Origin of the sequence: Rhizobium sp. WW_1, assembly GCF_003610155.1 — a bacterium.
Lineage (GTDB): Bacteria > Pseudomonadota > Alphaproteobacteria > Rhizobiales > Rhizobiaceae > Rhizobium > Rhizobium tropici_A.
In genome coordinates this window covers 423,538-436,478 of the sequence record NZ_RAIN01000007.1, presented here as the reverse complement: position 1 = coordinate 436,478, position 12,941 = coordinate 423,538, and the positions used below count along the sequence as shown (strand labels likewise).

The window sequence follows — 12,941 nt, the reverse complement described above, 5'->3', positions numbered from 1 at the left end:
ATCATTTTCCGCTCATACCCGGCTCATCTGAGGTTGTTAGACGCAACTTAGGATAAGGCGAAAGGGTATTTCATGCAGGTGTTTTGCGATTTTGATGGAACCATATCCATCGAAGACGCGACGGATATGGTGTTATCCCGTTTCGCTGGCTCAGAGTGGGAAAATATCGAGCAGCTGTGGAAGCAGGGGCTGATCGGCTCCGGCGAATGCATGCGCCGGCAGATCGCCCTCATCGAGGCAAACAGAGGCGAGCTTGACCGCTTTCTCGACACGCTGGCGATCGATCCCGGCTTCGAGGCTTTTCTGTCATTTTGCCGCCGTGGCGAATTGCCTGTCACGATCGTCAGCGATGGTGTGGACTATTTCATCCGCCGCATCCTTGCGCGCCATGGCATCGAGGGCCTGCCGATCGTCGCCAATGTGCTCACCTGCAGCGTCTCTCAGGGCCGCGAGTCCTATTCGCTGTTCCCACCCTTCACGGCAACCGGCTGCGTGTCCGGTGCCGGCGTCTGCAAATGCCGTGTCGTCGATAGCAATGACCTGCAGGTCTATGTCGGCGACGGGCGAAGCGACTTCTGCGTTTCCGACAAGGTCGACCTCGTTTTCGCGAAGGCCAAGCTCGTCGATTACTGCGAGGAAAACGGCATTCCCTATGTCGGTTTCGAAGACTTTTCCGATCTGCTTCCAAAGATGGAAGCCGTTCTCCCGAGCGTCGAGCGACGCTCCCGTACGCTGCCGCATTTCAAGACGGCGTAAACCAGACCGAGAGGCATTGAATGAAAACGAATGCAGCCGAAGCCTTCAGCGGCGAGACCGAGTCCGTCCGCTCCGAAGAAGAATTGCGCGCGCTTGAGGAGATCTATTGCTCCCACGGCGATACGGTTCACTATACGGACAAGCCGAAGTTCTTCGAAGGATGCGAAGGCTCCTTCGTTTATGACAGCACCGGCACGCCGTTCCTCGATCTGCAGATGTGGTACTCCGCCGTCAATTTCGGCTACCGCAACGAGCGCCTGAACGCGGCCGCCCATCGCCAGCTCGACCAGCTGCCGCAGGTCGCTTCGCAATATCTGCATCGCGAGAAGGTCGAACTTGCGACGCTCATCGCCCAGGATGCCGAGCGCAAGTTCGGTCACAAGGGCCGCGTACACTTCAACGTCGGCGGTTCGCAGGCGGTCGAGGATTCGCTGAAGCTCGTACGCAACTATACCGGCGGCAAGAGCCTGATGTTCGCCTTCGAGGGTGGCTACCACGGCCGCACGCTCGGCGCCTCGGCCATCACCTCGAGCTACCGCTATCGCCGCCGCTATGGCCATTTCGGCGATCGCGCTCAGTTTGTCGAGTTCCCCTATTACTTCCGCGGCCCGAAGGGCATGTCGAAGGAAGAATACGGTCATTATTGCGTCCAGAAGTTCGCCCGCCTGTTCGAGAGCGAATATAACGGCGTCTGGGACCCGAAGGCCGGCAAGTCCGAATATGCCGCCTTCTACATCGAGCCGATCCAGGGCACGGGCGGCTACGTCATCCCGCCGATGAACTTCTTCGTCGAACTGAAGAAGGTGCTCGACGATCACGGTATCCTGCTCGTCGTCGACGAAATCCAGATGGGCGTCTATCGTACCGGGAAGCTCTGGTCGATCGAGCACTTCGGCGTTTCGCCTGATGCGCTCGTCTTCGGCAAGGCGATCACCAACGGCCTCAACCCGCTTTCCGGCGTCTGGGCCCGCGAAGAGATGATCAACCCGACCATCTTCCCGCCCGGCTCCACGCACTCGACCTTCGCCAGCAACCCGATGGGCACCGCTGTCGCGCTCGAAACGATGAAGATGCTGGAAGAGGAAGATTTCGGCGCCGCCGTCATGGAAAAGGGCGCACACTTCCTCGACGGGTTGAAGCAGCTGCAGAAGCGCCACGTCATCGTCGGCGAAGTCGACGGTCTCGGCCTCGCCCTGCGCATGGAAATCTGCAAGGATGACAGCTACACGCCGGACAAGGCGACGCTGGACTGGATGTGCGACGAAGGCATGAAGGGCGACCTTCAGGTGGGCGGAAAGACCTATGGTCTCGTGCTCGATGTCGGCGGCTACCACAAGAACGTCATCACCTTCGCACCGAACCTGCTCATCACCCGAGAAGAGATCGACCTGGCGCTCGCCCTGCTCGATCAGCTTCTGACGCGCGCTGCCCGGAGATAAGGCCGTGCAACTGCTGCTTCTTCATCTTGATGATGCGTTGGAGTTGCAGCCCGACTTCGTGCGCGCGTGCAAATTTGCAGGCGCGCACCAGTATTTCGGCAAGAATGCCGGGCAGCAGGTTCGATTGTGGAGCAAACAGAGCGCCCTTGACGACCTCAGCCGCGAGATCGTCAAGAACAGGCCGACGACGGGCAAGTCCCCGCAACTGTGTTTCATGGGGTCGGGCGATTTCCACCACATCACCGCCCTCCTGCTTGATGACGCGCTTGAACGCCAGTCCGGTGCGGCGACGCTGATCCATTTCGACAATCATCCGGATTGGGTCAAATTCGACGGCGGCATGCATTGCGGATCCTGGGTCAATCGCGCCCTTGCCAACCCCAACATCCAGCGGGTCATTACCATCGGCGTCTGCAGCCATGATCTTCGCAGCCCGGAGCGCAAGGGCGCCAATCTGCACTGGCTCGGCGACGGCAAGCTGGAACTCTACCCTTACGAACATCCGCCGAGCCGCGTACTGGCCGATTACGGCACTGGCGCCAGCTACCGGCAGGAAAAGGGTGCGCTGCACTGGAAGTCGATCGCCGAGATCGGCGAGGAAAATTTCATCGACCACATGCTGAGCCGCATTCGCACCGAGGCGGTCTATGTCACGATCGACAAGGATGTGCTGGCCGCCGACGATGCCGTGACCAACTGGGATCAGGGCCGCATGCGGCTGCCTTATCTTCTGGCTCTGATCAGCGAAATCGGCAGCCGTCACCGCATCATCGGTGCGGATGTCATAGGAGATTATTCAACTCCGAGTTATGCTGGCAGCCTTCGGACGCAGTTCATGAAGCGTGCGGAGATCTTCATCGATCAACCGCGCATGCGACAGGGCGTCGAAACGATGAGGAACATCAACAGCGCGGCCAATCACGCCCTGCTGGAGGTGTTGGCGGAGTATATGGAATGACCGGCAGCCTGACACTTCCCATGCTTGGGCTCATATTGTTCTGTGTGGTCGCGGAAACCGCCCGCGAGGTCTGCTTCAAGCAATCGGCCAGCCAGAACGCGCCGCTTTCGGCGCTGGCAAAACCGATCACCTGGCTCGGCATTCTGCTCTGGGCCGTTGAACTCTTTTCGTGGACGGCCGTTCTGGAGCACGTCCCACTGACCATCGCCTTCCCGCTGATGGCGCTCAGCTACGTTGTCATCGTGTTTGCCGGCGCCGTCATCTTCAAGGAAAACATCAACCTGCGCCATGCGACGGGCGTCTTTCTCGTTACCGCCGGTGTGGTTTGCGTGGGAGTTACGGGATTATGAAAATCTTTGCGCACACCCGATGGGATCTGGCACCGGTTCTGGCTGCCGTCGCCCATCTTGCTTTCGACGTCTATCTGATCGTCGGCTTCGAAAGCCGGCCGCTGTGGCTCTCGGCCATTCTCGGCTGCCTTTACGCGGTATCGATCTCCTGGAACATCAACAGCATATCGCACAATTTCATCCACACGCCCTATTTCAAGCCGCGCTGGATGAACTACGGCTTCAGCCTGCTGGAGTCGGTCGCGATCGGCTTCTCGCAGACCTATTATCACTGGGTGCATATGCGCCATCATTCCGGCAACAGCGACCGCCCCGACGAAAAGGGCGATACCATCGACCTGCTGTCGATCTATCGCCATGGCCGCGACGGCAAGCCGGAAAACGTCTGGTCCTATACGCTGCTGAGCTTCTTCCGCGACAGCATCGGCGACATCCACAAGGCGATTGCCCGCAACCGTCCGTTCGATGCGGCCTGGGGGCGGTTCGAGCTCTATTTCTTCCTGGGTCTTGCGGCGCTCGCGCTGATCTACGACTGGAAGGCCGTGCTGTTCTTCGTGCCGTTCTATTATATCGGCAATTGCCTGTCGTCGCTGAACGGCTACTACGAGCATCTGAACGGCGATCCGGACGAACCGATCGCCTGGGGCGTTTCGAGCCATCAGCCCTTCTACAACTGGCTCTGGTTCGGCAACGGTTATCACGCGGAGCATCATTATCGTCCCCGCACCCACTGGACGAAGCTGCCGGCGCTGCACGAGCAGATCAAGGACGAGCAGGAAAAGAACGGTACGCATGTGATCAGCACCTGCCATGCGCTTGGCTTTATGGCCAAGGAAAACCGGCAGTCGGAGCTATCTCATGAGAGCTGATGAATTGAGCTTCTTCATGGAGGGCTCAAACGGCAAAGGCGTCCTTCTGATCCACGGTCTGACGGGCGCCCCTGCCGAAATGAAGCTGGTGGCTCGGCATCTCAATCGCAAGGGCTATAGCGTCTATGCGCCGCTGCTGGCCGGTCACGGCGTCGATGCCAGGACGCTGCGCGGGACGCGCTGGGAAGACTGGCTCGCTTCCGTCGTGGAAGCATCGGAGCTATTGGCGTCCAGAACGCAGGAAGTCTTCGCCGCCGGCATCTGCGTCGGTGGCAAGCTCGCCATGCTGGCTGCGGAACAACAGAAGAAGACCATCAGCGCGGTGGCGATCTATTCACCCTGCTTCAGCTATGACGGCTGGGACGTTCCCTTCTACTATCCGCTGCTGGCTTCGCAGATCGGCTGGTTGTCGCGGGTTCCCTTCCTTGATCGCCTGAGCTTCAGCGAGACGACCTCGCTGGGGATCAAGGACGAACGAATGCGCCGGCTGATCGAAGGCATGGCGAGCGAAGGGGTTCTGGAAAAGTTTCCCGGAAAGGGCCTGGTGGAGATGCACCGGCTGGGCAAGGCGCTTCGCGGCATGCTGCCGCAGATGCGCACGCCGACGCTGATCCTGCATGCCGAGGACGACGATCTCGCCAGCCCGAAGCATGCCCGCTACATTTCCGAGCATATCGGCGCGCCGCATGAACTCAAATGGATCACGGACAGCTATCACATGATCCATGTCGATCGGCAGCACCGTCAGGTGGCGGATTTTACGGCCGATTTCTTCGAGGCGCGTCATGTCGCAGCCGCTGCTTAAAATGGCACCCCAGCCGATCGGCGATCCCGTGGCTGAGGTTCATTTCAGTATTCGTGCCATCGGCCGCGATGCGTGGAACGCGTGCTTCCCGAACGAGGTCGAGGACTATGATTGCCTGCTGGCGATCGAGGAAGCCGGCCTCGAAGGGTTCGAATGGCGCTATATCACCATCACGGAGGGCGGGCGCGTCAGCGCCGCCATGCCGGCCTTTCTCTGCCTCTATGCGCTCGATACGACGCTGGACGAGGGCTTTCTGCGCCGGTCCGTGCGCCGCCTGCAGCGTCGTTTTCCGGGCTTTCTGAAGCTGCGCCTTGCATGCGTCGGATCGCCCTGCACCGAAACCGGCGCGATCGGCTTTCATCCCGAGCTGTCCGGCGAGCATCGCCGCCGGCTGCTGACGGAGATGCTGTCCTTTTTCGATCAGGTTGCCGCGACGGAGCGTTGTGGGCTGATCGGCCTCAAGGATATTCCGGAGCAGGTTTCGGCGGAGTTCGGCGATCTGCTTGCCGCGCGTGGCTATGCGGCGATCGGCGGTCTTCCGACCGCATGGCTCGATATCGATTTCAAGACGATCGATGAATATCTCTGCCGGCTTTCGTCTGGTACGCGCAAGGACATGCGCCGCAAGATGAAAGCCGCCGGGCAGGTGAGGGTGGAAATCCGGACCGATTTCGGCGAGTTCCTGCCCGAGGTCATGGCGCTCTACCGTGACACGCGCAACCGCAGCGAACTGCAGTTCGAGGAACTGACATCAGCCTATTTCCAGGGCGTTCTCGACCGCATGTCCGGCCGTTCCTTTTGCGCCTTCTATTTCGTCGGGAGCAAGCTGCTTGCCGCCAATCTGATCCTGCATGACGAGCGCGTGGCCATCGACAAGTTCTTTTGCATGGATGGCGACAAGGGGCGGCCCTACAATCTCTATTTCCTGAGCTGGTTCACCAATTTGCGCTATTGCCTAGACAACGGCCTCAGCCGCTATCAGAGCGGTCAGGCCAATTATGAAAACAAGCTGCGTCTCGGCAGCAAGCTGACCGCGAATGCGATGTATTTCCGCCATCGCAATCCCCTGCTCCAGGGATTGCTGCGGCTGGTCTCGCCACTGTTTGCGGCTGACGAGGCGGGTGCGTGATGCCTATGCGTTTTTACTGGCTTGCCGTGCCGGTGATGAGCACGCTGTTCCAATTCCTCATCAAGCTCGGTGCGGATGATCTGCACGATGCGAGTATGCAGGCCTGGCTGTGGCAAGCGCTCTCCTCCTATTGGATATTGGCGGCGATCGCCGTGGAGATTGTTGCTTTCTTTGTCTGGATGAATGTGCTTGCCGAGCTAGAACTCAGCCGCGCCTTTCCGCTGACCGGTATAAGCTACGTGCTGATCATCGCGACCGGCTGGTTCGTCTTCGGCGAGCGGGTCGTCGCCTTGCAGTTGATCGGCAGCGGCCTGATCCTGACGGGCGTCTGGCTGATTGCAGGCGCCAGCGTCGAGACGAAGGCGGATCATAGCGAATGGGACGCGAAGCGCGATGACCAATTGCGCACGGGTACCGGCAAGGATAGGTGATACCCAACATGCAAGCTGACAACCGCCCCAAGGGCAAGAGCAGTACCCTTTTCTCCAGCCTGGCGGACTGGTGCGTGAAGCGTGCGCTGTCGTCGATCGTGACGCGAGGCGCGCTGACCGTGACGACGGCAAGCGGCCGCGTGCTGACCTTCGGGGACGGCAGCGGCGAACCCGTTCATGTCCGTTTTACCGACGACCGTGCCGAATGGGCGCTTCTGATCGATGCCGACAAGCGGCTCGGCGAGCTCTTCATGGATGGCCGCTTCATCGTCGAGCGCGGCACGCTTTACGATTTCGTGGCGATGATGCTGAGGGAGGGGCAGAACAGCACTCATCCCCTTATCGCCCGCATAATCGATCACGCGCGAACGAAGCTGCGGATCTTTCGCCACCGCAATCTGCCGGGGCGCTCGAAGGCCAATGTCGCGCATCACTACGATCTCGATGGTCGGCTCTACGAGCTTTTCCTCGATCCCGACCGGCAATATTCCTGCGCCTATTTCGAACATGCCGACCAGTCGCTCGATGACGCGCAGCTTGCCAAGAAACGGCACCTCGCCGCCAAGCTGCTGATCGAGCCAAACAACAGCATCCTCGATATCGGCTGCGGCTGGGGCGGGCTGGCCCTGCATATGGCGGAGCAGGCGCCGGGTGGCTCCGTGCTCGGCGTTACGCTTTCGGAAGAGCAGCACGAATATGCTTCGAAGCGCGTCGCCGACAAGATTGGCGGAACGCCGGCGGAGGTCCAGTTTGCGCTGCGGGACTATCGCAGCCTGACCGGCCATTTCGACAGGATCGTTTCCGTCGGCATGTTCGAGCATGTCGGGCTGGCATCCTATCGCACCTTCTTCCGCAAATGCGCTGAATTGCTGGAGGATGACGGCGTCATGGTGCTGCACACCATCGGCTGTTCGGCAACGCCTGGCTTCACGACGCCATGGCTCGACAAATACATCTTTCCAGGCGGCTATATTCCGGCACTTTCCGAAATCGTGCCCGAGATCGAGGCGGCCGGACTTGCCATAACAGATGTTGAAGTGCTCCGGTTGCATTATGCCAAAACGCTCGAGGCGTGGCGGGAGCGTTTCATGGCGCGCTGGGATGACGCCGCCAAGCTCTACGACGAACGCTTCTGCCGCATGTGGGAGTATTATCTCTCGACGGCGGAGGCCGCGTTCCGTTACGAGGATCTCGTCGTCTTCCAGATTCAGATGGCCAAGCGAAATGACCTCATTCCGCTGACGCGCAACTATATCGCCGACAACGAAGCGAAGAGCGCCTCAAAAGCTGACGTTGAAGGTCCTGTTGAGCGTGAAGCCAATAATGTTCTGGTTGGGTGAGCCGAAGCGCGAGGTGATCGGGCTGTCGGCGGCATCGCCGACCAGCCGGTTATATTTGTCGTAGACCTGCACGCTCCATTCCGGGGAGATCGTGTAGGTCGCAGCTACGGTGAAGCCGGCCGATTTCACACCGGCGCCGGCATTGAACGCATTGATATGGCCGTGTCTCGCAGCTTCGCTCTCCGAGATGCCAAAGTTGGTGCGCATATACACCGAATTTGCCATCGACAGGCGAGGCCCTGCGGAGAAGAGCCACTTGTCTCCGAGTGGCTGGAACCAGTCGACGGCGAAATCACCGACCAGGCCATCGCCACCCCATAGCGATTGACGTATTTCCGTGCGGAACCGGAGCTGATTTTCCATCAGCCAATACTGGGCAAAGCCGCCGGCATCGAAATCCCAGCGCACCCTGCGCTGGCTCTGCAGATGCAGATCGTTGAGATCGAAGCGATTGTCCCTCAAGCCGACGACGGGACCGATTTCGAGGCCGCCGAGATCGAAGAGCTGATAGTCGAAATTATCGTCCGGGGTGCTGTATTCCTTGGCCTCGCCGAGGCGATGGATGTCGAAAGAGGGCAATGCGCCGAATGTATAGTGCTTTGAGCCCTCGTAGCTGGGGCCATACTCAACGGTCGCCCCAAGCGTCACGACCCAGGTGCTCTTCGAGGAATTCGGAGCGTCGTCCGCCCGGGAAGTGCCGGGAGACAAGCCGATTACAGATGCTGCCAGCAGCCCCGTTCCGGCCAGCGCAGACAGCCGGGCGGAGAAAGATGTCCCAACATTTATCACTCTGACAACACCCGACTTCTGATCGCCCCTGCGGCACTATTAGCACAGCCGGAGGTTCTGAAAACAGCTAAAACTTTATGCGCCGACATGGGGCCTGACCTGTCGTCCGAATATCCCGCAGCAGTCGCAAAGGCCCGGCGCGGCACTCCCCCTGTTCATCGCTAGCAACCTCATGAACGTCTCTTTACCAGGAAACAGCGCCGACCGCATCGCCCGCGCCACCGCCTCCGGTGTCGAAAAAATACGCCTGACGATAGAGCTATTATATTTCACGAACCTGAAGGGACGGCTGTAGCAAACATGCCGCACTTGCCTTTATCGCGGTTGGAACGCATGTGTTTCATTCCTAAATAGGGTCCGTCCGCTATCCGGCTTTGGCGGCGGACGAAGTGACGTATTAGCAGACAAGGCAGGTTTGAGCGCATGAAGGATCGGCCATTCGGCACATCGGATATCCCAGGATGGTTGAACCGCTACGAACCGCTGCTGCTCGTCATGTTCGCGCTGGTTTCGGGCGGAATTCTTCTGTTCATCTATCTCACAGGCGAGGTCCTTGAAGGCAGTACCAAGGGGTTCGACGAGGCGATATTGTTGGCGCTCCGCCAGCCCGGCGATCTCTCCGTTCCGATCGGGCCGGCTTGGCTGACCCATGCCGTCAAGGACATCACGAGCCTCGGCGGGACGACCGTGCTGGCGCTGATGACGACGCTGGTGACGATCTACCTGCTGTTCGACCGGCAGCGCGCCATCGCCATCTTCGTCCTTGCCTCGGTGCTCGGCGGCTGGGCGCTGAGCGCGGCCCTGAAGGTTAGCGTCGCGCGACCGCGGCCGGATATCGTGCCGCATCTGGTCGAGGTCAACGATCTCAGCTTTCCGAGCGGTCACGCGATGGTCTCAGCCGTGACCTATCTGACCCTTGCCGCGCTGATCTCGGGCACGCGCACCTATCGCTCGACGCGTGTCTTCACCGTTGCGGCAGGTATCCTGCTGACGCTGATGATCGGAGCGAGCCGGATCTATCTCGGCGTGCATTACCCGACCGATGTCCTCGGCGGCTGGTGTGCGGGCGCGACCTGGGCGCTTGCCTGCTGGATCATCGCTCGCCGCTACATATCGCTTGCGCCGAACGGCGAGGATGCGGCAGGGAGCGATGTCTCGCCTTTCAAATGAATGAGGGTATTTCCGGGCGTGGGATCAGCACTGGACTTCCAGCCGCGTCGCCACGAGCAGCGAATAGTCGGTGCCCTTCGGATCGCTGAAGAACATGCTCGTCAGCGCAGCCTGGTTTTCCGCCATGACTTCCTTGGGATTGGGCCTGATGACTTTCCGCTTGCAGCGGCCGGAGGCGGGTCCCGACATGCTCATGTCGTTGTCGGTGGCGAAATCGACAGCCGTGTAGAGCGTCTTGTCGTAGATCCCGAAGATCGTCGTCCCTTTGAGGAAGGTCTTCTCAACGGGTTTCAGCGAGAAGGTCAGGGTCAGCGAACCGTCCTTGTAGTCCGCCTGGATCGCATCCGGCTTGGCCATCGGCACGGCTTTGCCGTTGCTGGTGACGTTCGTATAGTAGTCATACTGCGCCAGCGAATCCCGGACCGTCTTGCCGACCGCCTTCAGCTCGCTCGCGCTCAGCGCATCGTCGCCGGCCTTGCCGAAATCCATGAGAACCGAAGAGGTAAATACCTCATCGAAGCTCCAGACGTTGCGCAGCTCGCTGATCGAGCCGTCAGGGGCGGCGACGACCTGGAATTTGGCGTCGATGAAGATGTGCGGATGAGCAAATGCGGGCATGGGCACGAGCGACAGCATTGCGACCAGCAGGGAAATCGTTCTCTTCATGCTTTTCATGCAAGCAATACCGCGTTGCGCCCATTCTTGTGATGCAGCAGACCTGAACGTCAATTGAGACTGATTTGAGACCCTGCGCGTGTCGGGAAGGCCATAGAGGCCAGGGGAAGAAACGGGAATATGAAAACTTGGCTTTTCAGCCAATAACCAGCCCTCGGCGTGAGCCGTAGCTTCTTCTTCAAGAGAAAGACTGGAAAACTGGAGCGGGCGAAGGGATTCGAACCCTCGACCCCAACCTTGGCAAGGTTGTGCTCTACCCCTGAGCTACACCCGCTCATTCCCGTCGCGATCCGGGGTAGTGTGTTGGACCGCTGGGCGTCGTCTTGCGGCGACGGGCGGTATATGGCCTAACCGATTTTCAAATGCAACAGGGAAATGACGAGTTCTCGAAGAAAAATTGCATGTTCTTTCTGCGAGCCGTCGCAAAGCCCGGAAACGCCGGGGTTTGTCGTGTGAAAGATTGCAATGAAATTGTGGGCGACGTATCAGGGGGCGGTCCATTTTCGATTGCGAGACGCCATGACAGAGACCAGCCCGAAAAACCGCGACGATCTTTTCCGATTCCTGGACGGGCTCGGCATCAGCCACACGACCAAGGATCATGCCCCGGTCTTCACGGTTGCCGAATCCGTGTCGCTGCGCGACGAAATTCCGGGCGGGCATACGAAGAACCTGTTCGTGAAAGACAAGAAGGATAACTTCTTCCTGTTGACCGTCGAGGAAAACGCGGTGGTCGATCTGAAGACCGTTCACACGCTGATCGGTGCCGCGAGCAAGGTCTCCTTCGGCAAGCCGGAAAAGCTGATGGAGTATCTCGGCGTCATTCCCGGTTCGGTAACGGCATTCGGCGCGATAAACGATGCGGGCAAGAATGTCACCTTCGTTCTCGATGCGGAGCTGATGGCGCATGACGTCGTCAATTGCCACCCTTTGTCGAACGATGCGACGACGTCGATCGCCAGTGGCGATCTCCTGCGCTTCATGGAGGCGACCGGTCATACGCCGCTAGTCTTGAAAGTGACGAGCTAACGTACGATTTTAGCGCTAAGATTATGGCGGTCGGCTTTTTCTCGGATTGTCCGGCCGCATTGGCCATTTCATTGAGCGTGCTGCCGGGCGAACCGCAAAGGTTTGCTTGAAAGCGCGCTTCCAACAAAATCAAGGATGCCGGCAGGCGGGAGACACTCATGAGCGGTTCCAACAATCCCTATAACGCTTCCTTCGGCGGACAGATGTCGGCGACGGCATCCTTCGGTGCCGCGCCTGCGGCATCAGGCGCTTCGCCGATCAAGGACACGACGACCGCCAACTTCGCCAAGGACGTTATCGAGGAATCGCGCAACCAGCCGGTGCTGGTCGATTTCTGGGCGCCCTGGTGTGGCCCGTGCAAGCAATTGACTCCGGTTCTCGAAAAGGTGGTCACCGAGGCCCAGGGCCGTGTCAAGCTAGTGAAGATGAACATCGACGATCATCCGTCGATCGCCGGCCAGCTCGGCATCCAGTCGATTCCGGCCGTCATCGCCTTCGTCAACGGCCGTCCGGCCGATGGCTTCATGGGGGCGGTTCCGGAAAGCCAGGTTCGCCAGTTCATCGATCGCCTCGGCGGTCCGGCCGGTGGTGCTGATGATCAGGCGGCCGAGATTGCAGCCGTCCTGGAAGAGGCAAGCGGCCTGCTCGCCGGCGGCGACGTCAATGGCGCGGCCGAGCTCTTCGGTGCGGTGCTGCAGGCAGATCCTGAAAACGCCAAGGCGCTTGCCGGCATGGCTGAATGCATGATTGCCGCCGGCCAGAGCCAGCGTGCCCGCGAGGCACTGGCCGATCTGCCGGAGACGCTTGCCAACGATGCCGGCATTCAGGCCGTGGTCAAGAAGCTCGACCAGATCGACGAAGCCCGCAAGCTCGGCGATCCCGTGGCGATCGAGCATGAACTCGCGTCCAATCCCGACAATCACGAGCAGCGCATCAAGCTTGCCAAGATCCGCAATGTCGAAGGCAAGCGCGAAGAGGCGGCCGAGCATCTTCTGACCGTGATGCGCAAGGATCGCAGCTTCGACGACGACGGCGCGCGCCGCCAGTTGCTGGAATTCTTCGAGGTCTGGGGGCCGAAGGACCCCGCCACGATTGCGGCACGGCGCAGGCTTTCCTCGATCCTGTTTTCGTAAAGGGCCCGTTTTCCTGACGGGTATGGCGATCGCGCCGAACTTTCCGCGCGATCGCTTGTTGGTCTTCG

Annotated in this window: 14 protein-coding genes and 1 tRNA gene; 12 read left to right on the top strand and 3 right to left on the bottom strand. The window is 59.8% G+C overall.

The window, feature by feature from the left end:
- Positions 1 to 72 precede the first annotated feature (72 nt).
- The 9 genes from BJ928_RS22890 to BJ928_RS22850 are packed head-to-tail and all read left to right on the top strand — an operon-like array spanning position 73 to position 8,077.
- Complete coding sequence (locus BJ928_RS22890) at positions 73 to 756, top strand: MtnX-like HAD-IB family phosphatase (RefSeq protein ID WP_047630550.1); 684 nt, start codon at positions 73 to 75, stop codon at positions 754 to 756.
- 20 nt (positions 757 to 776) lie between these two features.
- Positions 777 to 2,195, top strand: a complete 1,419-nt coding sequence (locus BJ928_RS22885) for an aminotransferase class III-fold pyridoxal phosphate-dependent enzyme (protein ID WP_047630551.1) — start codon at positions 777 to 779, stop codon at positions 2,193 to 2,195.
- Positions 2,196 to 2,199: 4 nt separating this feature from the next.
- Positions 2,200 to 3,153 (top strand): arginase, encoded by a 954-nt coding sequence (locus tag BJ928_RS22880; RefSeq protein WP_047630552.1) that lies wholly within the window; start codon positions 2,200 to 2,202, stop codon positions 3,151 to 3,153.
- On the top strand, positions 3,150 to 3,503 hold the full coding sequence (locus BJ928_RS22875) for an EamA family transporter (protein WP_047630553.1): 354 nt from the start codon (positions 3,150 to 3,152) through the stop codon (positions 3,501 to 3,503). The genes BJ928_RS22880 and BJ928_RS22875 overlap by 4 nt, the downstream gene beginning before the upstream one ends.
- The gene (locus BJ928_RS22870) at positions 3,500 to 4,372 is read left to right on the top strand and encodes a fatty acid desaturase (protein WP_047630554.1); all 873 of its coding nucleotides are present in this window, start codon (positions 3,500 to 3,502) and stop codon (positions 4,370 to 4,372) included. Before BJ928_RS22875 ends, BJ928_RS22870 begins: the two co-directional genes overlap by 4 nt.
- Positions 4,362 to 5,177, top strand: a complete 816-nt coding sequence (locus BJ928_RS22865; protein WP_047630555.1) for an alpha/beta fold hydrolase — start codon at positions 4,362 to 4,364, stop codon at positions 5,175 to 5,177. Before BJ928_RS22870 ends, BJ928_RS22865 begins: the two co-directional genes overlap by 11 nt.
- Entirely contained in the window at positions 5,158 to 6,306 is a 1,149-nt protein-coding gene (locus BJ928_RS22860; RefSeq protein ID WP_047630556.1) for a GNAT family N-acetyltransferase, read from the top strand. The genes BJ928_RS22865 and BJ928_RS22860 overlap by 20 nt, the downstream gene beginning before the upstream one ends.
- A complete protein-coding gene (locus BJ928_RS22855) occupies positions 6,306 to 6,737 on the top strand; it encodes an EamA family transporter (protein WP_063769450.1) in 432 nt (143 codons plus the stop codon). The genes BJ928_RS22860 and BJ928_RS22855 overlap by 1 nt, the downstream gene beginning before the upstream one ends.
- Positions 6,738 to 6,745: 8 nt before the next feature.
- Positions 6,746 to 8,077 carry a cyclopropane-fatty-acyl-phospholipid synthase family protein gene (locus tag BJ928_RS22850; protein WP_052227591.1) on the top strand — a complete coding sequence of 444 codons (1,332 nt, stop codon included), beginning with the start codon at positions 6,746 to 6,748 and terminating at the stop codon, positions 8,075 to 8,077.
- Here the strand turns inward: BJ928_RS22850 and BJ928_RS22845 are convergent.
- Positions 8,018 to 8,866, bottom strand: a complete 849-nt coding sequence (locus tag BJ928_RS22845; RefSeq protein WP_047630557.1) for a MipA/OmpV family protein — start codon at positions 8,864 to 8,866, stop codon at positions 8,018 to 8,020. The two genes, BJ928_RS22850 and BJ928_RS22845, sit on opposite strands and share 60 nt — an antisense overlap.
- Before the next feature lie 423 nt (positions 8,867 to 9,289).
- Between BJ928_RS22845 and BJ928_RS22840 the strand changes: the two genes are divergently transcribed.
- Positions 9,290 to 10,036: a phosphatase PAP2 family protein gene (locus tag BJ928_RS22840; RefSeq protein ID WP_047630558.1), complete on the top strand. Its 747-nt coding sequence runs from the start codon at positions 9,290 to 9,292 to the stop codon at positions 10,034 to 10,036.
- 24 nt (positions 10,037 to 10,060) lie between these two features.
- Here BJ928_RS22840 and BJ928_RS22835 read toward each other — a convergent pair whose 3' ends face one another.
- Positions 10,061 to 10,702, bottom strand: a complete 642-nt coding sequence (locus BJ928_RS22835) for a DUF1007 family protein (RefSeq protein ID WP_047630559.1) — start codon at positions 10,700 to 10,702, stop codon at positions 10,061 to 10,063.
- A 208-nt stretch (positions 10,703 to 10,910) separates the two neighbouring features.
- Positions 10,911 to 10,985: transfer RNA gene (locus tag BJ928_RS22830), tRNA-Gly, on the bottom strand.
- A gap of 245 nt (positions 10,986 to 11,230) precedes the next feature.
- Between BJ928_RS22830 and BJ928_RS22825 the strand changes: the two genes are divergently transcribed.
- Both BJ928_RS22825 and trxA read left to right on the top strand, forming a co-directional pair.
- Positions 11,231 to 11,740, top strand: a complete 510-nt coding sequence (locus BJ928_RS22825) for a prolyl-tRNA synthetase associated domain-containing protein (RefSeq protein WP_052227592.1) — start codon at positions 11,231 to 11,233, stop codon at positions 11,738 to 11,740.
- Positions 11,741 to 11,898: 158 nt separating this feature from the next.
- A complete protein-coding gene (gene trxA / locus BJ928_RS22820) occupies positions 11,899 to 12,873 on the top strand; it encodes a thioredoxin (protein WP_047630560.1) in 975 nt (324 codons plus the stop codon).
- Positions 12,874 to 12,941 lie beyond the last annotated feature (68 nt).

Bases quoted from the DNA above. Each gene is read 5' to 3' on its own strand.
- BJ928_RS22825 (WP_052227592.1), top strand. From the start codon at position 11,231: ATGACAGAGACCAGCCCGAAAAACCGCGACGATCTTTTCCGATTCCTG.
- BJ928_RS22840 (WP_047630558.1), top strand. From the start codon at position 9,290: ATGAAGGATCGGCCATTCGGCACATCGGATATCCCAGGATGGTTGAAC.
- BJ928_RS22835 (WP_047630559.1), bottom strand. From the start codon at position 10,702: ATGAAGAGAACGATTTCCCTGCTGGTCGCAATGCTGTCGCTCGTGCCC.
- trxA (WP_047630560.1), top strand. From the start codon at position 11,899: ATGAGCGGTTCCAACAATCCCTATAACGCTTCCTTCGGCGGACAGATG.
- BJ928_RS22885 (WP_047630551.1), top strand. From the start codon at position 777: ATGAAAACGAATGCAGCCGAAGCCTTCAGCGGCGAGACCGAGTCCGTC.
- BJ928_RS22890 (WP_047630550.1), top strand. From the start codon at position 73: ATGCAGGTGTTTTGCGATTTTGATGGAACCATATCCATCGAAGACGCG.
- BJ928_RS22870 (WP_047630554.1), top strand. From the start codon at position 3,500: ATGAAAATCTTTGCGCACACCCGATGGGATCTGGCACCGGTTCTGGCT.
- BJ928_RS22865 (WP_047630555.1), top strand. From the start codon at position 4,362: ATGAGAGCTGATGAATTGAGCTTCTTCATGGAGGGCTCAAACGGCAAA.
- BJ928_RS22875 (WP_047630553.1), top strand. From the start codon at position 3,150: ATGACCGGCAGCCTGACACTTCCCATGCTTGGGCTCATATTGTTCTGT.
- BJ928_RS22860 (WP_047630556.1), top strand. From the start codon at position 5,158: ATGTCGCAGCCGCTGCTTAAAATGGCACCCCAGCCGATCGGCGATCCC.
- BJ928_RS22850 (WP_052227591.1), top strand. From the start codon at position 6,746: ATGCAAGCTGACAACCGCCCCAAGGGCAAGAGCAGTACCCTTTTCTCC.
- BJ928_RS22855 (WP_063769450.1), top strand. From the start codon at position 6,306: ATGCCTATGCGTTTTTACTGGCTTGCCGTGCCGGTGATGAGCACGCTG.